The sequence below is a fragment of the uncultured Bradyrhizobium sp. genome (genome assembly GCF_947648125.1).
In the GTDB taxonomy this organism is placed as follows: domain Bacteria; phylum Pseudomonadota; class Alphaproteobacteria; order Rhizobiales; family Xanthobacteraceae; genus Bradyrhizobium.
Genome location: NZ_CANSMR010000026.1, coordinates 39,608 through 60,956, shown reverse-complemented (window position 1 = coordinate 60,956; position 21,349 = coordinate 39,608). Strand labels below are relative to the sequence as shown.

Here is a 21,349-nt window from a genome sequence, read left to right as displayed (position 1 = left end):
CGTCATGCCCGGCCTTGTGCCGGGCATCCACGTCTTGATCTCGCGTGAAAGAGACGTGGATGGCCGGGACAAGCCCGGCCATGACGGTGTGGAAAGACGGGCGCCAAGAGCCTGCTGAAACCACCGGCCCTGGATCGAACTGGGATCTATTCAGCAAGCTGAAACCGCTCGAAGCGGTCGAGCTCCTCCTCGATCCGACGCTTCAGCTCCTTGCGTGCCGCCTGCTTCTTGCCGTTGCCGACCCAGCTCCATTTCTGCATCAGCAGCTTCCTGTTCTGCCGGTCGGTCTTCAGGTCGAGGGCGGCGACGATGTCCTCGCCGACCAGCACCGGCAGCGCGAAATAGCCAAACAGGCGCTTCTCCTTCGGCACATAGGCCTCGAACCTGTGGCCATAGCCGAAGAACAGCTCGGTGCGCTTGCGCTGGATGATCAGGGGATCGAACGGCGAGAGGATGTGAACCAAAGCGGGATCGCCCTCGCCGGTCTCCTCCAACACCTCGGGCCGCGCCCAATGCTCCTGCTTGCCGGCGCCATCGAGCGCGATCCGCACCAGCGCCTTGCGGCGCACCCTCGCCTCGATCAGGCTGCGCACCGCCTTCTTGCTCGGCGCGTCGAGATGGCAGATCGAGTCCAGGCTGACGATGCCCTGCGAGCGCAGCGCGCGGTCGAGCAGATAGGCTGTTCTGGCCGAGGCCGGTGCGGGCTTCGGCGGCTTGTCCCAGCCGAAATGCCTGGCCATCAGCTCGTAGGTCTTCAGCATGCCGGCGCGCTCGCTGATCGTGACCACGCCGCCATAGAAGGCGAGTTGCAGCGCACGCTTGGAGGGTTTGCGGCTCTGCCAGAGATGCTCCTTCTCGGTCAGCACGTCGTCGTCGATGTCGCGGATGGTCAGCGGACCGGCCCGCAGCAGCCGCAGCACCTTGCGGGTATCCGACGGCGTCACCGACGAGAACCATTTATGGCCCTCGCGCTTGTGTGCCTTCATCGCCGGCAGGAAGATGTTGATGTCCTTGGACGGCACGTAGGACAGCGCGTGGGTCCAGTATTCGAACACGCTCTTGTCCTGGCTCTGCGCCTGCTTGAGGTCGGCGCGGCGGTAGTCCGGAATCCGGGTGAACAGGATATGGTGGTGACAACGTTCGATCACGTTGATGGTGTCGATCTGCACATAGCCGAGATGGTCGACGGCGGCCGCCACGGCTGACGCCCCTTCCCCGAACGGTGCCGTTGTATCGAGCCGTTGCGCGCGCAGCCAGATATGGCAGGCGGCGGCATTGTTCAGGGATAAGGGTTCGGCGGCGCGGGGCATTGCTCTGGCAATGTAGTGAGATTCGCGCAGCTGTGGAGAGCTGTGCGAGGGAAATCAGTCGCGCATCATCATCGCCCTCTGGACGTTCGGGGCGCTTCGTACCGGTTACGGCGATCCAACGGCCCGCCGCAACCAGGGAACGTCCGCCAGTGCCGCCGCGAGCGCGGCGCTTTCCTCATGAAAGACCCGGGACGAATGACCGCCAACCGGAAACCAACCGCGGCCGTCCTCTACGTCCCGGCGATATTCTTCGAAGCCGATCGTCCCTTCCGGGCGAACGAAGATATCGACGCAGCGCGAGGCACCTTCGTCATTGATCGAGCGGAGGACGCGATTGACATGAGCCAAGATGTTCTCCTCTCCGTCGCCGGCCCCTGCCTTGGCACGGGAGGGGCCCCGGGACACTCAACCGTGATCTAGATCACATTCCCGGCTTTGAACCAGTCCTAGGTTCCCAGCATCAAAACGACAACAGCCGGATTGGCTGGCCTGACATTTAAGGACGAAACCATGACCCGCTCCTTTTCCCTGTCTCTTTTGACGATCGGCGCTGCGCTGTCGATGACGGCGGGCGTCGCACTGGCTGGCAGCGACACCGTTCCTGCCGCCCAGATCCTCAATGCGCTGAAGCCGAAGTCGGCCACCCGCGGCCTCTCCGCCGGCACGCAGGTCGACCCGGCCGCCTCGGCCAAGGAGGCGAGCTTCCTCAACACCGTTCGCAACCGGCAGACCCGCTCGCTGTCATTGGGCGAACGCCAGGAGATCGCCGACATCGCCGCCAACAAGCCGAAGATCGATCTGGAGATTCACTTCGACTACAACTCGGCGGAGATCGCCAGGGGCTCGACCCAGGCGGTGCAGGAGCTCGGCAAGGCGCTGTCGGATGCCAGCATGAAGGGCTCGACCTTCATCGTCGCCGGCCATACCGATGCGATCGGCAGCGAGGCCTATAACCAGGATCTCTCGGAGCGCCGCGCCGACACGATCAAGAACTATCTGGTCGAGCATTACGGCCTGAACGGCTCCGATCTCGTGACCGTCGGCTACGGCAAGACCCGGCCGAAGGATCCGAAAGCGCCGATGGACCCGACCAACCGTCGCGTACAGGTCGTCAACATGGATACCAAGACGGCGTCGCAGTAATCTCCCCAACTTCCGATCTGCCTGCCAGCCCTGGCAGGCGGATCGCTTGTTTCAGAGAGACTCAAATCCAGTTCTGGAACAGCATCAGCCGATTGAAGGTCGCCATCGACGTCCCGATGGCGGCAACCGTGATCGGCAGCATCGCGATGAAGCCTGCGCAACCGACCGCCACGAAGGCCCACAACAGCCAGCGCGGCATCCCCTTGCGCGTCAAGGCGTAGACCAGAACGAAACTCGCGCTGGTCGCGGCCGGCAGGTAGTAATAGATGAAGCCGAGCGTGCGCGGAAGCAGCGCCCAGGCGAGATACGGGCCGAGATAGAACGCCAGCACGAGAAACGCCTCGCGGCCGCGGGTCACGATCCAGTCGCGCAGCGCGACGATCAGCGCGATCAACGCCGGCCACAATATCAGCGGATTGCCGAGAAACACGATCGCGGCGAACCGGTCGTCGCCGGCCTTCTCGAACAGATACCAGACCGGACGCACCAGGAACGGCCAGGACGGCCATGAGCTCATATAGGTGTGGCCCGCGATCGCGGTCGTGGTGTTGTCGGCAAAGATGCGGCGCTGTGCCTCGACGAGGTCGGTGAACGAGAAGCCGTACGGCGGCACGAAGCTCGCGAGATAGACGGCCGACGGGATCAGCACGAAACAGCCGATGAAGTGGGGAAGACGGAAGTCCGGCCACAGGTCCGGCCGGTACCAGTCCTCCGCATTGGCGTCGGCGAAGCGCGTGCGCCAGCCCTGCATCAGGCGGATCACCGCGACGATCGCGATGCAGGTCGCGAGCACGAACAACCCGCTCCATTTGCAGGCACAGGCAAGCCCTGCGAAAACCCCCGTCAGCGCGAAGGCAGACTGCGGCCGCTTCTGCCTGAAGCCGTGGATGAAGGCCGCGATCGCGAACAGACAGAAGGCGAGCGCGAAAACATCCAGCATCGCGATCCGCGACTGCACGAACAGCATCTGGTTGAAGAAGGCGAGCAGCACGGCCGCAATGGCCCGCTCCTGCGACGCGAACAGCGCAAGCGCGCCGAGATAAACCGCAACCAGCGCGAGCGCACCGAACAGCGCCGCGGGATAGCGCCATCCGAGCGGCACGTCACCGAACGCCTTGATCGACAGGGCGATGATCTCCTTGGCGAGCGGCGGATGCATCGGGTTGAGGATCGGGCCCTCGACCACCGGCAACAGCATCTGGCGCGCCGCCGGCACATAATGCACCTCATCGAAGTAGAGCTTGTTCGGCGTGGTGATCCCGAGCAGCAACACGACATGGGCGACGATGAAGATGATGGCCGCGACGATCGCCGTGCGCGCGACGGGACGTCGCAGAACAGAAGGAGATTCGGATGCGATGATCAAAGGACAAGCACGCTGCGAGGGGACCCAGTGTGAGCGAAGTGTGAGCTACGACGGCCGCGAGTGTGATGTATGTGACGATTGTGATCAAATCTCACGTTGATGGCCGCAGCCGCGAGCATTTTCGAATCCGTCGACACGAACCATCCGGCGCAACTCAACACGGCTTGTGACAATTATACAATATCAGCTGCGTCCGCGATCCGGTACGATGAGAGGGTAGATCGATCGGTATTGCAATGAATTCGCGCCACAGCTTTTTCTCCCTCCTCGCACTCGGTCTTGCGGTCGCGCTGACGGCTCGTCCCGTTCAGGCGCAGACGCGCGTCGGCGAAGCGGCCATGGTGAAGAACGAGGTCGTCCGCGTTGCGACCGCGACCACGCCGATCAATGTCGGCGACGCGCTGCTGCGCGACGAGATGGTGCGCACCGGCCTCGAGAGCGCTGCGCGGCTGGTGATGGCCGACAGCACCAACCTGTCGCTCGGACCGAATGCCTCGCTCAAGCTCGATCGCACCGTGTTCGACGACGAGCATCATTATCGCGATGTTGCAATCCGCCTGACCTCGGGAGCGTTCCGCTTCGTCACCGGCCATTCGGAGAAGGCCGCCTACACGATCACGACGCCGCTTGCGACCATCGGCGTTCGCGGCACGGTGCTCGACATCCTATCGCAGCGCGGCAAGACCACCGTGGTGTTGCAGGAAGGCGCATCGACGGTGTGTACGTCGAACCGGCAATGCATCGACCTGACCCAGCCCGGCGACACCGCGATCATCACCTCGAGCGGCGGCCGCACCACGATCCAGAAGACCAACAACCCGCCATGGACCTTTGCCGCGACCTGTACCCAGGCCGCAGGGCTCTGCACAGTCACCCAGTTCGCGGATGCGACACCCTTGACGCCGCCGGTCGACGACACCGGCATGCTGTGCGGACGGTGACGATGGCGCGGCGTATCCATCACGTGATCCTGTCGACGGCTCTGATATTGGCGCTGTCGCTCGCGATACTGCCGGCGCTGGCTACGCCAGCCCGCGCTCAAAGCCCAACGCCGAACTGCACGTCCGATACCAACCTGTCGTCGAACTGCACATCGACCCCCACGCCGACGCCGACACCTACTGCCACGCCATCGCCAACGCCAACACCCACGCCTATCCCCACACCGACACCAACGCCCAGCCCGTCGCCGACGCCGATCACCGGCGCGCCGTCGAGCGGCAGTTCGATCAACGGACTTGCTGACCAGCGCTTCAACCAGATGATCACCAACCGCGTGCTCGGATCGGTGCTGCTCGGCGTCAACGAGCAGGTCAATTGCGACGACTGCATCAGTGCCTTCGGCTCCGCCGGCTCGTTCTCGGCCGGCATCCATGGCCGCAAGACCATCACGCCGAATTTGTCGCTGCTCGCCGGCATCGCCTACACGCAATATGGCCAGGGCGGCTACAACGTCACCAGCGCGCCGATCGGCGCCTTCGCGCTGCGCTACGACTTCGTCGACTGGGGCTCGTCACGGCCGTTCTTCGACATCGGCGCCATCCTCTCGCCGTCGGAGAAGGTACGCTACACCCGCAGCTACACCACCAGCCTCGGCCCGGTGTCGGTCACCGGCCAGACCTCGAGCGAGAATTACGGCGTGTACGGGCGCGCGGGCTGGATCAACCGGCTGTCGGCGCGCGACGAGGTCGCGGCTTCGGTCGAGGTCTGGCAGCTATGGCAGCGGGTCAAGGGCTACAGCGATCCTGCGATTGCCTTCAATCCGTTCGACGCCACCATCGCCGACGGCACCGATCGCACCAGCCTGGTCAAGATCGGCGGCCAGTGGACGCATTTGTTCGGATCGAACATCGAGACCAACATCAATGGCGGCTGGGTGCAATCCTTCGCCACCCATTCCGGCATCGTCGCCACCGTCACCGGCGATGGCACCATCGTGCCGACGATCGGCAACCAGGGCTGGTTCGAATATGGCGGCCGCGTCGGCTTCCGCATCACCAAGGGCTGGATCGCCGATCTCTTCCTCAACGGGACCGCCGGACCGCAGCCGGTCGGCAACACGCTTCACGGCGGCGTCGGCCTGCGGATCAGTTACTAGGACGGGGCCGCTCGTCCGGCCCCGCACTGTCGAGCAACCGGATCAGCGCCAACAGCGACGTGAAGAACATGGTGAACACCATGATCACGACGGTCGCGCCACGGATATCCTGCAAGCGCCAGGACTGGCCCGCGGCGTCGACGATGTCGCCGGACTGCCCCGACATCCATGGCACAACGTGCGTGATGCCGCCGCAGACATAGAACAGGACGCCGACGAGGCGAAGCTTGCGATCGGCGGCTCGATCGGGCCTGACCGGACCGTTGCGATGGTGCAGGTACAAGGCAAAGCCCTGGAAGAACAGCCATGAGGTCAACAGCCAGCCGAAGAAATTCGACGGCGGCACACCGAACACGGCTCCGCCCTCGTGCCAGATCCAGGCCTTGGCGATCGTCGAGCTGGGAGGGTCGACCACCAGGTCCCACTGCGCGGTGACGAACGCCGCGATGACAGGCAGGACGACCAGGTTGAACCGGCGATCCAGTTGACGGTCGGCCCCGCCGAGCAGGGTCGCGGCAACGACCCAGGAGAAATAGCCCGCAGCGAACCACATCGGGCCGACGACGAACGGGATACGTCCGACGTTCGGAAGACCAGCACCGATCTCAAAATGATATCGGCCGAACGGGAAGCCGGTGGTGACACCGATATTCTCCATGACGAATCCGACCGCGACGCTCATCGCGAAGAAAACGAGAGCGGCCCGCGATCCATAGGAGATGACGGCGTGCACGATTCCGCACGCAACGAACAGGGCCGCAAGCAGCTGCGCCATCGGCGTCGGATTCCAGGAGAAGCCGACGCCCGCCGCCAGGATGGCCGCGACGGCCGGCCAGATCACCAGGTCTACCTTCGATGCAAACGAAGAACCGTCAGTCCGCTCGCGCATCACCCTGCCCCACGCAATCGCCGCGCATATCCACCGATCGACGGTAATCAATCGGTCCGGCGGCGACAAGCCGACCTCGGCAATCAACCGCCGGCGGCAGCGCCGACGGTAAAGGTTTGGTCCAAAAACGCGGGTCGCTATCGTGTCACAGCTGTCCGCCGGCGACGACGCCGATCTACGTTTAGTCGTTGTCCCAATAGCCGTCCGAGTAGCCTTCCCGGTACCCGGATCTATAACCGTAGTGATATCCGCCGGGATATTCGTCGCCGTATTCGTACACTTGACGATGGTAGTGGACGACAGGGGCCGGCGAATAATAGTCTCTCTCGTAGACATAGGCCGGAGCCGCACCGGCAGCCATGGTCGAGCCCAACAGGGCGCCGACAGCCAAGCCGCCGACGATGCCGACGGCGACCGCATCTCCCCGCCGGCCACGTGCCGTGGCCTCTGTCGACGCAAGACATCCCACAGCGATCACCGCCATGGTCGCAAAAACAGCTGCTCGTTTCATTGAAGCATATCCTTGTTCGCGTTCAACAACCGCGCCCGCCCTCGGCAGCGATCGACAGAGCCCCTCTAGAACGTGACGAGCTCCTTGAGCTCGTTCCTTACGAATCGCGGCACAACCCGTCTGGCCACGAAATCATTCCAATCCTTGAACTTTGACTTTGCTCTCGCCTCCGTGATCGCAGTGACACCGCGCACGCTGAGGTGCGGAAGCTTCACCAGTTCGCTGACAGGAGCGGTGTTGAGGTTGATCTTGTCGGCGTGACTGATCGACGCTCGTGTTGCGGGGGCCGGGTGAGTTGAACCGGTCATCGATGGAGACGTCTGCGCGACCGCGGTGGCACCGATGATGCCGCAAACGCCGAGGCTGATGCAAACCAACCTGATAAGCATGGACCGCTATCCTTCGTGATATGACGCCCTTGACCCCGCCGCCGATAAAGCGGGGGCCGATTACCGCAAGATTACGCGCGCGATCGGCACGGCGGCATTCCCAGGATGAGCTTGATCAGCGCATCAAGACGAAGAGCTTTGCTGCTCCATGATGCACAAGCATGTTGGCTCCTGGATCGTTCGTCTGCGGCGCATTTCCCGGCGGCTGATTTTCCGGCAACGCGACATCCGGCTCCACGCGGAGCGGCGGATCTGTTTGCGGAGGGACATGTCCTCCGCCCTGACCGGCATCATTGACGAGGCTTGACGGTGCGTCGTCCGGCTCACGACGGGGCGCGACCAGGAATGCAACGAGGTTTCGCTTGATGCCTGGAATTCCGAACAGGCTCGATTGAACGGAAAACTCGCGTTTGACATAGTTTCCGGCGTGGGCTGCCATTCGCCCGGTCCATTCAAGGCAATCGTCCTGGTCATCGAAACAGAGCGCCGCCCAGCCGCGCTCCGGCGTTACCTCGCGAGGCAACGCCAATGAATATTGGAAGGCGAAAGGCTCGCCGTAATGCGGGTGATCGGAGCTGTAGAAGGCCACCGCAACCCCAAGGCTATCGTTGCCACCGACGATCGACAGCGGCGTGCCCATCTGCTCGTGCCACAGCCGGGTGAGTTTGTCGGCGGCCTGGTGATAGACGTTTCGCCCTTCCTCATAACCGTAGCTGTTGCGGTAGAGCGCATGGGCTGGGGCCGCCATCACGGTGGCGACGATCGCTATTCCGGCGACCAGGAGCGCTGCATTGACCGTATAGAACCGCTCGATCTGGTAACGCGTGCTGCACACGACGGGCACAGCGAACAGGAACAATCCTTGAAGCGCCCATAGCGATGGCAGGTCGGTGCCGAGCAATATGGACGTGATGAAAGGAAGAGCGATCGTGCCGATCGCAACGTGGCCGAGTAGCTTCAGGTTCGGATCTGCCGCCGCAAAATCCCGAGGAAGGCGCTTTATTCGATACCCGACGATCATCGCCCACGTCACGGCGGACACACTCGTCGCCGCGACAAGGCCCAACAGGAAATTGACGGCATCCCGCAGTGAACGGGGGAAATCGGCCCCTACATGCGTCGCGGCATAGTGGACAGGCTCCGCGCCTGTCGTGGCCAACCAGTGCAGATGCGGAGATAGCGCAATCAGCCCGACGGCAGTGGAGATCCAGGGCGAACTGGACGTGAAATAGGCTCGTCGCATGGGATGGATGATTGCCGACAATGCGAAGCTGGCGATCAGAAAGATGGAATAGTACTTGCCCAGCATTGCAAGCGATGCCGTGATACCCGCAGCAATCGCCCAGAGCGGCGCCCTGGTTTCAAAGGCGCGCAGGAAGCAGTAAGTCGCAAGCGGCCAGACCGCGAGCAACACGGCGTTGGCGTTGAAGCGCTGCGCATGAAACTGGTATGCCGGGGTCAGCATCAGCAGGAGCAGCACGATCAGGCGCTTGTGGCCGGTCACGAACCTTCTTGCGATGAGATCGACGAACCACAAGGCCAACGCCGCATTCGTCATCGCCATCAGCTGCAGCGACCAGTCGGTGAGCGGAAAGACCAAGGTCCATGCGCCGGTCGTCCACCCCATCAACGGCGGGTGCTTGGGATAACCCCATGCGAAATGCCTGCCATACGTCCAGGTCTCCAGCACGTCCGGATGCAGGCCGGCGCCGTGATAGGCCACTGACAGATACACCGTCCAGATGCCGACGAAGCAAACGAGCAGCAGTGGCACTGACCACCCCGCCTCGACTCCATCCAGCCATCGATTGAACGGACGGCGCCAAGACGCCGGGCTGCGATCCGACCGCTTGGCCATCGCTGAGAACGCAAAATCGACCGGCATATCGTTCGGAAGCCTGGGGGACGGAGATGGAAAGCGCGATGCGAGCCGCGTTGTCCGACATGCTTTTCACAGCGACCATTACGATAGCCTGACGTGGTTCCGTTCACGCCTCTGTCGACGTATTCCTGCGCGCGGCGACGCGCCGTCATTCGCCGGTCATGTTGATCGACGTCTCTGGCGGGGAAATCGCTGAGACGGGATGCACATGCGAAAGCTCACTCGCTGTCATGACGCTGATCGGCTCTGGAGCGCTGATCTGTGCGTCGCCCCTGATTGAGTCTTTCGGACTGCCCCCCATCAGGTGTCGATCCGATCACCCCTGCCATTCGCGGATGGCCAGTCAAGCCCCCAGGAAAAGGCCAATCACATCAATGCATTCGTGTGAACACCGCAGTTTTCTTGCCGGCCGTAATCTTATTGTAATCCGTCTGTAATGGTAGAAACAATGGTTTACAATTGGGAGAATGCGGTGCGCGTTCTGGTCGTGGAGGATGACCCTCAGCTTGGGCCATGGCTGCGGGATACCTTGGCTACGGCCTTCGGCGCATCCGACATGGTCACGACGCTCGAGGAGGGACGAGCCGCAGTCGCCGTGCGAAGCTTTGAACTCGTCGTGATCGACCGCGGATTGCCGGATGGCGACGGTCTGGCGTTGCTGCGCGACCTGAAGCAGCAGAAGCCGAGCCCCGCGACGATCGTGCTGACGGCACTTGATGACCCCCTTGATATTGCTCGCGCCCTCGACGAAGGGGCGGACGACTACGTGGCCAAGCCCTTCGAGCCGATTGAGCTGATTGCGCGAGCCAAGGCCGTGCTCCGACGTCTGTTTCTGGATCGAGGAGCGATCGTTCGCATCGGCAATCTGAGCTACGACGTCCTCAATCGCGAGGTCTGCGTCGATCACGCTCCCATTGTTGTCCCGCGGCGTGAGCTGGCGATTCTGGAAGCGATGGTTCGGCGCATTGGGCGCGTCGTCCTGCGCGAGACCCTTGAAGTCGCCGCTTACAGCTTTGATGACGAGATTCAATCAAACGCGATCGAGGCACACGTTTCGCGGCTGCGCCGGCGTCTCCGCGCGGCCAACTGCAAGGTCGTCATCAAACCTGTCCGTGGCCTCGGATACCTCTTGAGTGGCGAATGATGATGTTGAAGTGGCAAAGGCTCAAGCGCGTCCATCGCTCGATCGCGGTGCTGTCCGCGACGCTGATCGGCGCCGTGACGACCATCATGCTGCTCTGCGCGGCAGCGCTGCTGATCCGGTTTGGCGGCGACGATGACGGCACCTGGGCCGCCGCCGACGTCGCCGATGCATTGAAGGAAGCCGTCACCCGCAACGAGACCGGGCAACTGGCGCTCAAGCGAACCTCGAGGCTGGACGAGATTACCCGCAATTTCCCGACATTCTGGTATGTCGTGTCCGACAAGGGTGGAGAGGTCAGCTACGGCCCAATCCCGAAGTGGCGTCCGCAAAAGACCCAGACATCGCGTGACGGGACGAGTTTCATCGCCTACGCGTTTGACGGCGAAACCACGAATCTGAGGAAGATGGCGGTCGTCAGAAATACGCCCGTGGGCGAGGTGTGGATTGAAACCGGTGGCGTGGCCTATACGGCAGCACAACTGACGACCGGAATGCTCACCGATGCGACGATTGTCGCGCTGCCCATCATCCTTGTCCTGGCGGCGACGGCGTTTACCGCGATGGTTTTCGTACCGACGCTCATCGCGCGTCCCGTCCGGGCCGTCGCGGCGGCCGCCGAGATGATCGATGGGGTTTCGGATGGCCGACGACTGCCGGAACAAGATGCGCCAGCCGAGCTCTTGCCTTTGGTCGCGGCCTTCAACCGCGCGCTATCGCGAATAGACGTCGCTTCGAAATCGCAACGAAATTTCCTGTCGAATGCGGCACACGAACTTCGTACGCCCTTGACCAATGCGCGCACCATACTCGAGCAGGTCGAGGACGCTCCATTGCGTGCCAGGCTGATAGCCGAGAACCAGAAGCTGTCGTCGATCGTCACCATGCTGCTCCAGTTGGCGCGCATCTCCGCGGAACCTGCCGAACTGATCGAAATGGATCTTGCGGCGCTTGCGCGCAGGGTTGCGGCCGAACACGTGCCGATGGCGTTGAAGAACGGAAGCGATGTCGAGTTCACCGAGCCTCGTCACCCGGTCTGGGTGCGCGGCTCGGAAACCGCGATCGCCGTCGCGCTCTCGAACCTGATCCGAAACGCCGTGACTCATGGCGCCGCAGGTGGCTCCGTCCTCATCGAAGTCGGAGCACCAGCGCGGTTGAGCGTTATCGACTACGGATCGGGGCTCCAACTCGGTGAGCCCGAACTGCTGCTTGAGCCCTTCAAGCGCGGAAGCACGCGCACCGAAGGAACAGGGTTGGGACTTTCGATTGTCTCCCAGGTGATGACCACCCACGGCGGGACCGTTTCCCTCTGCGACACGCCCGGCGGCGGCACCACGGTCGAACTGAACTTTCCGGTCGCTGGCTGCCGGCAAGCCGATCTACCTCAGGGGAGAAAAGCCGTCCAAGCCATGACCGAAGCCCGGCCGGACGGCATCTCAGCTGCTTGAAGTGCTGCCTCAATCCGTCAGGCGGATTGCCAACTGTCGGTCATGGCCGGCTTCGAATGCCTGCATTGTGCGGCGGCTCAGGCGGTGGCCGGCGCGGACTGCGCCTTCATCGCAGCCTCGACGTCCATCCACATCACTTCCCAGATGTGACCATCGGGATCCTCGAAGCTGCGGCCGTACATGAAGCCGTAATCCTGCTGCGGCGACGGATCGGCGGTGCCGCCCGCACCCTTCGCCCTGGTGACATAGCCGTCGACGGCCTCGCGGCTCTCGGCGGAGAGGCAGATCAGCACCTCGCTCGTGGTCCTGGCGTCGGCGATTGCCTTCGGCGTGAACTGGCGAAACTTGTCGTGCGTCAGCAACATGACGTGGATGGTCTCGGAGATCACCATGCCGGAGGCGGTGTCGTCGGAGAATTGCGGATTTTTTGTCGCGCCGATCGCCTCGTAGAAGGCAGTAGCGCGGGCGAGATTGCTGACCGGCAGGTTGACGAAGATCATTGTCGGCTTGGCCATGAAAGGCGCTCCATTTTGCAATTTGTGCTCCGAGGACGAACCGAATAGCCGGATCCCGACATTGCCGCGCAGATTTTTCTTGCGGCGTCCTGCCGCAGGCCGCCTAGGTCACGATCGGCGTCGGCATGGTCAAGAATGCCCGCGTCACATGCCAGAACAGCTCACGATTGGTGGCCAGCGCCACCGAATGGGCGGTGCCGGGCAGGATGATGAACTGCCGGTCGCCATTCGGCAGCCTGTTGAAGAACTCCTCGAGGTCGGGGACTGCCGCGATCCCGTCATACTCGCCGCGGACCAGCAGCACCGGCGCCAGCACCTTCTCCGGATGCACCACCGGCAGATTGGCCGTCATGTCGAGATAGGTGCCGGTCGGGATCTGGTCGCCGAACTGCATTTCGACATCGGCGAGCACTTCCACCACGGCAGGGTCCGACGTGCCCGGCCTGTCGCGGGTCGCGATCGAGCGGATCATGTCGCGGTCGCGCGTACGCATGTTGTGGCTGCGATAGTAGGCGAGTTGCTCGGCGCGCTTTGCCAGTGTCGGCGAGCCCTCGCCCTTGTAGGTGAAGGCGGCGAACACCAGGCGATCGATGCGCTCGGGCGCGGCCATCGCGAAGGCACCCGCCCGCAGCGCGCCGGAGGATTCGCCGATGAAGTGATATCGCCGCTCGCCGGTCTCGCGCGCGATCACCTCGACGGCCGCCTTCAGATCCTCGACGCCACTCGCGATATCCGCATTGCCCGAGGTGCGGCCCGACTTGCCGTAGTTCTCGTGATCCATGGTCCAGCAATCGAAGCCGTAGCGCGCAAAGACATTGAGCAGCGAATACTCGCCCTTGCCCGGCACCGTGAGGTCGAACACCCTCGATGTCACCGACGAGCCGTGGACGAAGAACACTACGGGCCGCGCCGGCTCGCCTGGTTTCGGCGCGCCGATCCGCTTGCGGAACATCCACAGCGGGATGTCACCCTTCTTCGCCCAATATTCGTTGCTCCATATTTCTCCCTCAGCAGGAACTGCGGTCGCGGCCTGCGCCGGCGCTGCGCCGAGCACACCGGCTGCCGTCGTAACGCCGATGGCCTTGATCATGCTGCGCCGCGAATGGTCTGCCGGCATCATGGTTCGCTCCCTTCCGGATTTCTTCGTCCGACCCGGTGTAATCGAGCATAGCAGCGCACAGGACCGGTTGTGCGAAGCCGGCATCTCGCGGCCGCAGCTGCGATGCACGATTTTGTGAACGCGGTTTCCGGCAATCGGCGCGGACGACGGACGGACTTGGTCCTAGTCTCCGCCGCGGCCCGACCGGAAAAATCCGGCGCGATGCGGGAGCGAAGAATGAGCAGCAATCTCACCGACGAAGAACTTGCCGCCTTGATGCCCTCCGAACTGTGCCAGTACCCGACGCCGATCCCGACCCAGATCGTCTCCAGCGACGAGTTCTATCCCGACCCGCAGAACGAACGGCAGCGCGAGGTCGAGGCACGTCTGCTGGCGATGGCCGACGATCTCGGTGGCAAGCAGGGCCTCGATCGCCGCCGGTTCTTCCAGACCGCGGCCGGCATGGCCGCTTCCTTTGTCGCGATGAACCAGGTCTATGGGGAGTTGTTCGATGTGACGCCGGCCGAGGCCGCAACGCCGGCGATGGCGCAAGAGCGCGCCAACGGATTGAAAGACCAGTTCATCATGGACATGCACACGCATTTCCTGCGCGACGACACCCGCATCATGGGCTTTGTGGAAATGCGCAAGGCGGTCGGCAAGGCCGGCTGGAACAAGGAGCTCAACGATCACGAGCAGACCATCGAGGATCTGAAGTTCAACAACTACAAGAAAGAGATGTTTCTCGATTCCGATACCAAGATCGCGCTGATCTCATCGGCGCCGTCGGACATCGAGCAGGACTGGTTCCTGACCAACGAGCAGATGGCCGATGCGCGCAAGAAAATGAACGACGAGGCCGGTTCGCGCCGCGTGTTCTGTCACGCGATCTTCACGCCCGGCCAGCCCGGCTGGCTCGACAAGCTCGATGCCGCGCTGGCGCTAAAGCCGGAATCCTGCAAGGGCTACACGATCGGCGACAACACCCACAAGGAGATCAGCCGCTACCCCTGGCGGCTGGACGACGAGAAGGTCGCCTACAAGGGCTATGAGAAGATGGTGAAGGCGGGCATCAAGAATGTCTGCGTCCACAAGGGACTGTTTCCGCCCGGAATCGAGAAGCAGTATCCGAACCTGCGCGGCTTCGCCGACGTTGCCGATGTCGGCCAGGCGGCCAAGGACTGGCCGCAGCTCAACTTCGTGATCTATCACTCGGCCTATCGTCACGTCGGCGGCGATCCCAAGGTCGCGCTGGCCGAATTCGAACGCACCGGCCGGATCGCCTGGACCTCCGACCTCGCCGACATCCCGGCGCAGTATGGCGTCAACAATGTCTACGGCGATGTCGGGCAATTGTTCGCGACCACGCTGGTCGCCGAACCCAATGTCTGCGCGGCGCTGATGGGCACCCTGATCAAGGGCCTCGGCGTCGACCACGTTTGCTGGGGCACCGACGCGCTGTGGACCGGTGCGCCACAATGGCAGATCGAGGGCCTGCGGCGGCTCGAAATCCCCGAAGTGATGCAGAAGAAGTTCGGCTACGCGCCGCTCGGGCCCGCCGATGGACCGGTGAAGACCGCGATTTTCGGCGACAACAATGCCCGGCTCTACAACATCCAGCCGAAGCGCGCGATGCTCGACATCAGGGGCGACCGCTTTGCGATGATGAAGGCGCAGTATGAGAAGGCCGGTGCGGAGCCGTCGAATACGCGTTACGGCTATGTGGTGCCGAACGCGGCGATCGATCACCGGGTATTTGCGTAGTCATCAGACGCCGTCATTGCGAGCAAAGCGAAGCAATCCATCGCGCCGCGCACCGGAGAGATGGATTGCTTTGTCGCTTCGCTCCTCGCAATGACGGGGCTACTTCCCCGTGAACTTCGGCTTCCGCTTCTCGGCGAAGGCCTGCACGCCCTCCTTGAGATCCTCGCTGTCCCTGACCTCATCGAGCAGCCGCCGCGCATCCGCGACCGTTTCCAGCGGTCCCTTCGGCATCGCTTCGCGGGCCAGCTTCTTCAGCGCGCGGACCACCAGCGGCGCGTTGCCGGCGATCTTCGCAGCCATCTCCTGCGCCAGCGCGAGGTGCTGACCTTTCGGTGCGACCTTGTTGACGAAACCGATCTGGAAGGCGCGTTCCGCCGACATCTCGTCGCCGACCAGCAGAAACTCCATCGCGATCTTGTGCGGCATCCGCGCCATCACCGACGAGACGCCGCCCGCGGTGGTGCCGATCTTTCCCTCGGGGTAGATGAAGCGCGTCGTCTCCGACGCCACACATAGATCGGACATCTGGACCAGCACGAAGGCACCACCCACGACCCAGCCGGATGTCGCTGATATCACCGGCTTGTCCAGCTCCACGCCGAGGCCAGGCACGGCGTGCCACATGTTGGCGGGGAGATCACCAACGTCGGCGCCGACTGAGAAATATTTTTCCTCCGCCGAAGCCAGCACTGCGACACGATCGTCGCTGTCCCGAAACCGCAGCCAGGCGTCACGCAGCTCGGTGCACAACGCGTTGTTGAGCGCGTTGTGCTTATCGCTGCGCGCCATCGTGATGGTCGCGACGTGGTCGACGCTCTCGTAACGAACGAGCGTCATGCTGGCCTCCCTGCTTTTGTTGTTATTGTCTTTCGTCGCGGCTGCGTCGCGACGTTATTTCTTCTCGTCGGGATGCCGGTGCACGGGATCGACCCAGAGCACGTTCTCCGGCTTCTCGACCGGCTCGATGTCGAGATTGATCGCGACCGCCTCGCCGTCGGAACGCACCAGCACGCATTCCAGAACCTCGTCGGGACTGGCGTTGATCTCCTGGTGCGGCACGTAGGGCGGCACGAAGATGAAATCGCCGGGACCGGCTTCCGCGGTGAACTGCAGCTTCTCGCCCCAGCGCATCCGCGCCTTGCCCTTCACGACATAGATGATGCTTTCGAGGTGACCGTGATGATGCGCGCCGGTCTTGGCGTCCGGCTTGATGCTGACGGTGCCTGCCCACAATTTCTGCGCGCCGACCCGGGCGAAATTGATCGCGGCCTTGCGGTCCATGCCGGCGGTCGACGGCACGTTCGGATCGAGCTGGTTACCTGGAATCACCCGGACGCCGTCGTGCTTCCAGCGCTCGTCGTCGTGATGGTGATGATCGTGGTCGTGAGAATGGGTGTGATCGTGGGAACCGCTCATCGTTCCTGCTTTCGTTGGTCAAGTTTCGTGCCTGGAACGCTACCGAAAAGCACGCGCGCAGGCGAGCGGAAAATCGGAACGTTCCGGTCAGCTGCGCGGGCGCGGATGTGCCAGCACATCCGGATTGACGACATTCGTCGGCGTACCGGCGGCGTAGGCCAATATCTGATCGAAGATATCGGTGAACTGAATCTCGTATTCGTCGCGCGAGACGTAGCCGAGATGCGGCGTGCAGACCACATTGTCCATGTTGAGCAACGGATCCGACGTGTCGCGCAGCGGCTCCTTCTCGTAGACGTCGATCGCGGCCATGCCGGGCCGGCCGGCGCGCAGCGCGTTGACCAGTGCGCCCGGCTCGATCAGCGGCGCGCGGCTGGTGTTGACGATCAGCGCGGTGTCCTTCATTCGCGCGAGGTCTTCCGCCTTGACGATGCCGCGCGTTGCGTCGACCAGCCGCATGTGCAGCGACAGCACGTCGCAGCGGGCAAAGAAATCGGCTTTGCTGGCGGCAGTCTCATAGCCGTCGGCGCGAGCCTTGGCCAGCGCCGGCTCGCGCGCCCAGACCAGCACGTTCATGCCGAACGCCCTGCCATAGCCCGCGACCACGGCGCCGATACGCCCATAGCCGTAGATGCCGAGTATCTTGCCGCGCAACGTATGGCCGACGCCGATCTGCCATTTGCCGGCCTTGAGCGCCGCCATCTGCTGCGGGATCGCACGCATCGCCGCGAGGATCAGACCCCAGGTGAATTCGGCAGTAGCGTACGACGGCGTATCGGCATGCTGGCCTGACGATACGATGATGCCGAGCCGCGTGCAGGTGTCGATGTCGATATGCGGATAGACGCTGCGCTGGCTGATCAGCTTCAATTTGGGCAGCCGCTCCAGCAGCGGGGTGCGGATCTGGGTGCGTTCGCGGATCAGCACCAGCACCTCGGTGTCGCGCAGCCGTTCTGCAAGGGCATCGACGCTCTGGACATGGTCGTTCCAGATCGTGACGTCGTAGCCGTCGAGCTTGCGGAAGCAATCGAGGGTGCGCAGCGTGTCGAAATAATCGTCGAGGATCGAGATCTTCATCGCTGCGCCCCTCTTATCATGGGCCGGTTACTTGACGGCCATCAAGTCATTTTACGCCAAGCAGTTCGACATCGAACATCAGCGTGGCGTTCGGCGGGATCACTCCGCCCGCGCCGCGCGCGCCATAGCCGAGGTTCGGCGGGATGATCAGCGTGCGCTTGCCGCCGACCTTCATGGTGGCGACACCCTCGTCCCAACCCTTGATCACGTGGCCCTGGCCGATCGGAAACTCGAACGGCTCGTTGCGGTCGACGGAGGAGTCGAACTTCTTGCCCTTCTGGCCGTTCTCGTAGAGCCAGCCGGTATAGTGCATGACACAGGTCTGGCCGGTCTTCGGCGAGGCGCCGGTGCCGACCTTGCTGTCGATGATCTGGAGGCCTGAAGCTGTGGTCATGGGCTTTCCTGCGGTTTGGGCCGTTGCCGTCCTGCCGGCAACGGACGTGGAGACTGCCGCCGCAAGGCCGGCGAATGCAGTCGTGATGATCGCGCGTCGTGAAGATTGCATCTGGGACGTCCTTCCTTGATTGATGTTGATCCGATCAGTAGCCGAGCGCGCAGCCGTCCTTGCGCGGATCGGAGCCGCCGGTCAGCGTGCCCTTCTCCCAATCGATCCAGATGCCCTGGCCGCCGCCGAGCGGCGCGACCACGCTGGTGGTCTTGTGGCCGATCTTCTTCAGGCCTTCGACGATCTCCGCCGGCACGCTGTCCTCGAGCTGGTAGACGCCCTCGTAATGCAGGCCGCGCGGCATGTCGATCGCCTCCTGAATGTCGCAGCCATAGTCGAGCATGTTGGTCAGCACGCGGGTCTGGCCGACCGGCTGATACTGCCCGCCCATCACGCCATACGGCATCACCGCGCGGCCGTTTTTTGTGGCCAGCGCCGGGATGATGGTGTGCAGCGGACGCTTGCCCGGCGCGATGCAATTCGGATGGCCGGGCTGGATGCGGAAGCCGCCGGCGCGGTTCTGCAGCAGCACGCCGGTCTTGTTGGAGACGATCGCCGAGCCGAACGAATGCGCAATCGAGTTGATGAAGGAGCAGACGTTGCGGTCCTTGTCGACCACCGTGATGTAGACGGTCGAGGGATTCATCGGCGGAGCCACGTTCGGCAGCTCGAGCAGCCGGTCCATCCGGATGTTCTTGATGTGCTCGTCGGCGAATTCGCGCGACAGGATGCCGGCAACATCGACATGCGCGTGCTGGGGATCGCCGATATGCTGCTCGCGCATCATGTAGGCGATGCGCGCCGCCTCGGCCTCGAGGTGGAAGCGCTCGATGCTGAGCGGCTTGAACTTGGTCAGGTCGAAGCGCGACAGGATGTTCAGCATGACCAGCATGGTGATGCCGGGGCCGTTCGGCGGGCACTGCCAGACGTCGTGGCCCTTGTACATCGTGCCGATCGGCGAGGTCGTCTCGGTCGAGTGCGCGGCAAAGTCCTCCAGCGTGTGCAGACCGCCGATGCCGCGCAGCGTGTCGACCATGTCGGCGGCGATCTCGCCGCTATAGAAGGCGTCGCGGCCCTTTTGCGCGATGGCGCGCAGCGTTTTGCCGAGCTCGGGCTGCCGGATCACGTCGCCGGCGGCCGCGGGCTTGCCGTGCGGCAGCAGATAGCGCTCGGTGTTGGTGCCGTTCTTCAGCTTCTCGAAGCCGTTCTTCCAGTCGAAGGCGATGCGCGGAGCGACGACATAGCCCTCCTCGGCCGCCTTGATCGCGGGCTGCAGCAGCCGGTCGAAGCCGAACTTGCCGTGATCCCTGAGGATCACGTTCCAGGCGTCGATCGCGCCGGGAATGCTGACGGCATGCGCCGAGGTCAGCGGCACCGAATGGATCTTTCGTTCGAGATACCACTCGGCGGTGGCGGCCATCGGCGCCCGGCCGCTGCCGTTATAGGCCGTGATCTTGCCCTCGCCCTTCGGTTGGATCAGCGCAAAGCAGTCGCCGCCGATGCCGGTCGATTGCGGCTCGATGACGCCGAGCAGCGCGCAGGCGGCAACCGCAGCGTCGGCGGCCGTGCCGCCCGCGCGCATCACCTCGATGGCCACCAGGGCCGCCTCCGGATGCGACGTTGCGACCATCGCGTTCTGGGCGTGGACCGTGGAACGGCCGGCGAAGTGGAAATTCCTCATAACGGAGAGCTCGCTTGATCGGTGATGGTCTGATGCTGCTGCGGCGGATGGATGCCAAGGGGATGCGAAGTACATGGCACATTCGTCCCCGGCAGGGCAATGCATGGTATGCCAGAGGAATTATCCCGATAATGCATGGCTTTGCGGGGTTTCGCCGATCTGGCCGGCCTGATAAACCCCGGCCATGCCCCTCAAGGTCGCCGCCTTCTACCAGTTCGCCGCGCTGCCCGATTTCCGCGCGTTGCGCGAGCCGCTGCGCGCGCTCTGCACCGGGCTTGATCTCAAGGGCAGCGTGCTGCTCGCGCATGAGGGCATCAACGGCACCATCGCCGGCAGCGACGAAGCCATCGATCGCTTCGTCGCGGAGCTTAAGGACGGACCGCTGTTCGGCGGCCGCCTCGACAATCTCGAGCTGAAATTCTCCGAAGCCGCACAGATGCCGTTCCAGCGGCTCAAGGTGCGGCTGAAGAAGGAGATCGTGACGCTCGGCGACACCACGGTCGATCCGACGCGGCAGGTCGGCACCTATGTCGACCCCGGCGACTGGAACGAACTCATCGGCTCGCCCGACATCATGGTACTCGACACCCGCAACGCGTTCGAGGTCGCGATGGGCAGTTTCGAAGGCGCGGTCGATCCGAAGATCGCGAGCTTCGGACAGTTCAAGGAATTTGCCGCGCGGCACCTCGATCCCGCGAAGCACCGCAGGATTGCGATGTTCTGCACCGGCGGCATCCGCTGCGAGAAGGCGAGCGCCTATCTGCTCGCGCAAGGCTTCAGCGAGGTCTATCACCTCAAGGGCGGCATCCTGAAATATCTCGAGGAAACGCCGCGGCAGGACAGCCGCTGGCGCGGCAACTGCTTTGTGTTCGACGAACGGGTCGCGCTCGGCCACGGCCTGCGCGAGCGTGGGCACGAGGACGCCGTGCATGAATGACGCGGCAAAGCTGAGCGAACGGATCGATGCGCTGGAGGTCCGCCTGACCTACCAGGATGAGGCCATCGAAACGCTGAACCAGACCATCACGGCGCAATGGAAGCAGATCGACGCGCTGACGCGCCAGCTCGCCGAGCTGCGCGACCGGCTTCAGGAAGCCGAACGCCAGGCGCCGGGCCCGGCCAACGAGCGCCCGCCGCACTACTGATCGGTGCCGCCGGAGCCCGGCGGCGCCGGA

Annotated in this window: 21 protein-coding genes; 8 read left to right on the top strand and 13 right to left on the bottom strand. The window is 63.4% G+C overall.

Features of this window, described 5'->3' with window-relative positions; genetic code table 11:
- Positions 1–146 precede the first annotated feature (146 nt).
- Positions 147–1,310, bottom strand: coding sequence for a winged helix DNA-binding domain-containing protein (locus Q0030_RS32045; protein WP_298376423.1), 1,164 nt, complete (start codon positions 1,308–1,310; stop codon positions 147–149).
- Between the two features lie 510 nt (positions 1,311–1,820).
- On the opposite strand from Q0030_RS32045, the gene Q0030_RS32040 reads away from it, so the two are divergent.
- Complete coding sequence (locus Q0030_RS32040) at positions 1,821–2,453, top strand: OmpA family protein (protein WP_298376420.1); 633 nt, start codon at positions 1,821–1,823, stop codon at positions 2,451–2,453.
- Positions 2,454–2,514: 61 nt separating this feature from the next.
- Here Q0030_RS32040 and Q0030_RS32035 read toward each other — a convergent pair whose 3' ends face one another.
- Positions 2,515–3,819 carry a phospholipid carrier-dependent glycosyltransferase gene (locus Q0030_RS32035; RefSeq protein ID WP_298376418.1) on the bottom strand — a complete coding sequence of 435 codons (1,305 nt, stop codon included), beginning with the start codon at positions 3,817–3,819 and terminating at the stop codon, positions 2,515–2,517.
- Between the two features lie 236 nt (positions 3,820–4,055).
- Between Q0030_RS32035 and Q0030_RS32030 the strand changes: the two genes are divergently transcribed.
- A complete protein-coding gene (locus Q0030_RS32030) occupies positions 4,056–4,760 on the top strand; it encodes a FecR family protein (RefSeq protein ID WP_298376416.1) in 705 nt (234 codons plus the stop codon).
- Positions 4,761–4,762: 2 nt separating this feature from the next.
- Positions 4,763–5,917 (top strand): hypothetical protein, encoded by a 1,155-nt coding sequence (locus Q0030_RS32025; protein WP_298376414.1) that lies wholly within the window; start codon positions 4,763–4,765, stop codon positions 5,915–5,917.
- Here Q0030_RS32025 and Q0030_RS32020 read toward each other — a convergent pair.
- The 4 genes from Q0030_RS32020 to Q0030_RS32005 all read right to left on the bottom strand — a co-directional run bounded on the left by Q0030_RS32020 (position 5,907) and on the right by Q0030_RS32005 (position 9,591).
- Positions 5,907–6,806, bottom strand: coding sequence for a carotenoid biosynthesis protein (locus Q0030_RS32020; protein WP_298376411.1), 900 nt, complete (start codon positions 6,804–6,806; stop codon positions 5,907–5,909). The two genes, Q0030_RS32025 and Q0030_RS32020, sit on opposite strands and share 11 nt — an antisense overlap.
- A gap of 181 nt (positions 6,807–6,987) precedes the next feature.
- Positions 6,988–7,317 carry a hypothetical protein gene (locus Q0030_RS32015; RefSeq protein WP_298376410.1) on the bottom strand — a complete coding sequence of 110 codons (330 nt, stop codon included), beginning with the start codon at positions 7,315–7,317 and terminating at the stop codon, positions 6,988–6,990.
- 65 nt (positions 7,318–7,382) lie between these two features.
- The gene (locus Q0030_RS32010) at positions 7,383–7,706 is read right to left on the bottom strand and encodes a hypothetical protein (RefSeq protein WP_298376408.1); all 324 of its coding nucleotides are present in this window, start codon (positions 7,704–7,706) and stop codon (positions 7,383–7,385) included.
- A gap of 115 nt (positions 7,707–7,821) precedes the next feature.
- Complete coding sequence (locus Q0030_RS32005) at positions 7,822–9,591, bottom strand: glycosyltransferase family 39 protein (protein ID WP_298376406.1); 1,770 nt, start codon at positions 9,589–9,591, stop codon at positions 7,822–7,824.
- Between the two features lie 469 nt (positions 9,592–10,060).
- On the opposite strand from Q0030_RS32005, the gene Q0030_RS32000 reads away from it, so the two are divergent.
- Both Q0030_RS32000 and Q0030_RS31995 read left to right on the top strand, forming a co-directional pair.
- Positions 10,061–10,732, top strand: a complete 672-nt coding sequence (locus Q0030_RS32000; protein WP_298376404.1) for a response regulator transcription factor — start codon at positions 10,061–10,063, stop codon at positions 10,730–10,732.
- A complete protein-coding gene (locus tag Q0030_RS31995) occupies positions 10,732–12,177 on the top strand; it encodes a HAMP domain-containing sensor histidine kinase (protein ID WP_298376503.1) in 1,446 nt (481 codons plus the stop codon). The genes Q0030_RS32000 and Q0030_RS31995 overlap by 1 nt, the downstream gene beginning before the upstream one ends.
- Before the next feature lie 77 nt (positions 12,178–12,254).
- Here the strand turns inward: Q0030_RS31995 and Q0030_RS31990 are convergent, their stop codons facing one another.
- Entirely contained in the window at positions 12,255–12,692 is a 438-nt protein-coding gene (locus tag Q0030_RS31990) for a VOC family protein (RefSeq protein ID WP_298376401.1), read from the bottom strand.
- A 103-nt stretch (positions 12,693–12,795) separates the two neighbouring features.
- Positions 12,796–13,812, bottom strand: a complete 1,017-nt coding sequence (locus tag Q0030_RS31985) for an alpha/beta fold hydrolase (RefSeq protein WP_298376398.1) — start codon at positions 13,810–13,812, stop codon at positions 12,796–12,798.
- Positions 13,813–14,028: 216 nt separating this feature from the next.
- Here Q0030_RS31985 and Q0030_RS31980 point away from each other — a divergent pair, with 216 nt between their 5' ends.
- Positions 14,029–15,555 (top strand): amidohydrolase family protein, encoded by a 1,527-nt coding sequence (locus Q0030_RS31980; RefSeq protein WP_298376396.1) that lies wholly within the window; start codon positions 14,029–14,031, stop codon positions 15,553–15,555.
- Between the two features lie 99 nt (positions 15,556–15,654).
- On the opposite strand, the gene Q0030_RS31975 is transcribed toward Q0030_RS31980, so the two are convergent.
- From Q0030_RS31975 to ggt, 5 genes are all read right to left on the bottom strand, one after another.
- A complete protein-coding gene (locus Q0030_RS31975; protein ID WP_298376394.1) occupies positions 15,655–16,392 on the bottom strand; it encodes an enoyl-CoA hydratase-related protein in 738 nt (245 codons plus the stop codon).
- A gap of 54 nt (positions 16,393–16,446) precedes the next feature.
- On the bottom strand, positions 16,447–16,971 hold the full coding sequence (locus tag Q0030_RS31970) for a cupin domain-containing protein (protein WP_076866333.1): 525 nt from the start codon (positions 16,969–16,971) through the stop codon (positions 16,447–16,449).
- An 87-nt stretch (positions 16,972–17,058) separates the two neighbouring features.
- The gene (locus Q0030_RS31965; RefSeq protein ID WP_298376389.1) at positions 17,059–18,048 is read right to left on the bottom strand and encodes a D-2-hydroxyacid dehydrogenase family protein; all 990 of its coding nucleotides are present in this window, start codon (positions 18,046–18,048) and stop codon (positions 17,059–17,061) included.
- 46 nt (positions 18,049–18,094) lie between these two features.
- Positions 18,095–18,553 carry an FKBP-type peptidyl-prolyl cis-trans isomerase gene (locus Q0030_RS31960; protein WP_298376388.1) on the bottom strand — a complete coding sequence of 153 codons (459 nt, stop codon included), beginning with the start codon at positions 18,551–18,553 and terminating at the stop codon, positions 18,095–18,097.
- Positions 18,554–18,587: 34 nt separating this feature from the next.
- On the bottom strand, positions 18,588–20,174 hold the full coding sequence (gene ggt / locus Q0030_RS31955) for a gamma-glutamyltransferase (protein ID WP_298376385.1): 1,587 nt from the start codon (positions 20,172–20,174) through the stop codon (positions 18,588–18,590).
- 184 nt (positions 20,175–20,358) lie between these two features.
- On the opposite strand from ggt, the gene Q0030_RS31950 reads away from it, so the two are divergent.
- Together Q0030_RS31950 and Q0030_RS31945 are read left to right on the top strand one after the other, a co-directional pair.
- A complete protein-coding gene (locus Q0030_RS31950) occupies positions 20,359–21,111 on the top strand; it encodes a rhodanese-related sulfurtransferase (protein ID WP_298376383.1) in 753 nt (250 codons plus the stop codon).
- A complete protein-coding gene (locus tag Q0030_RS31945; RefSeq protein ID WP_050401697.1) occupies positions 21,104–21,319 on the top strand; it encodes a SlyX family protein in 216 nt (71 codons plus the stop codon). The genes Q0030_RS31950 and Q0030_RS31945 overlap by 8 nt, the downstream gene beginning before the upstream one ends.
- The last annotated feature ends 30 nt before the right edge of the window (positions 21,320–21,349 follow it).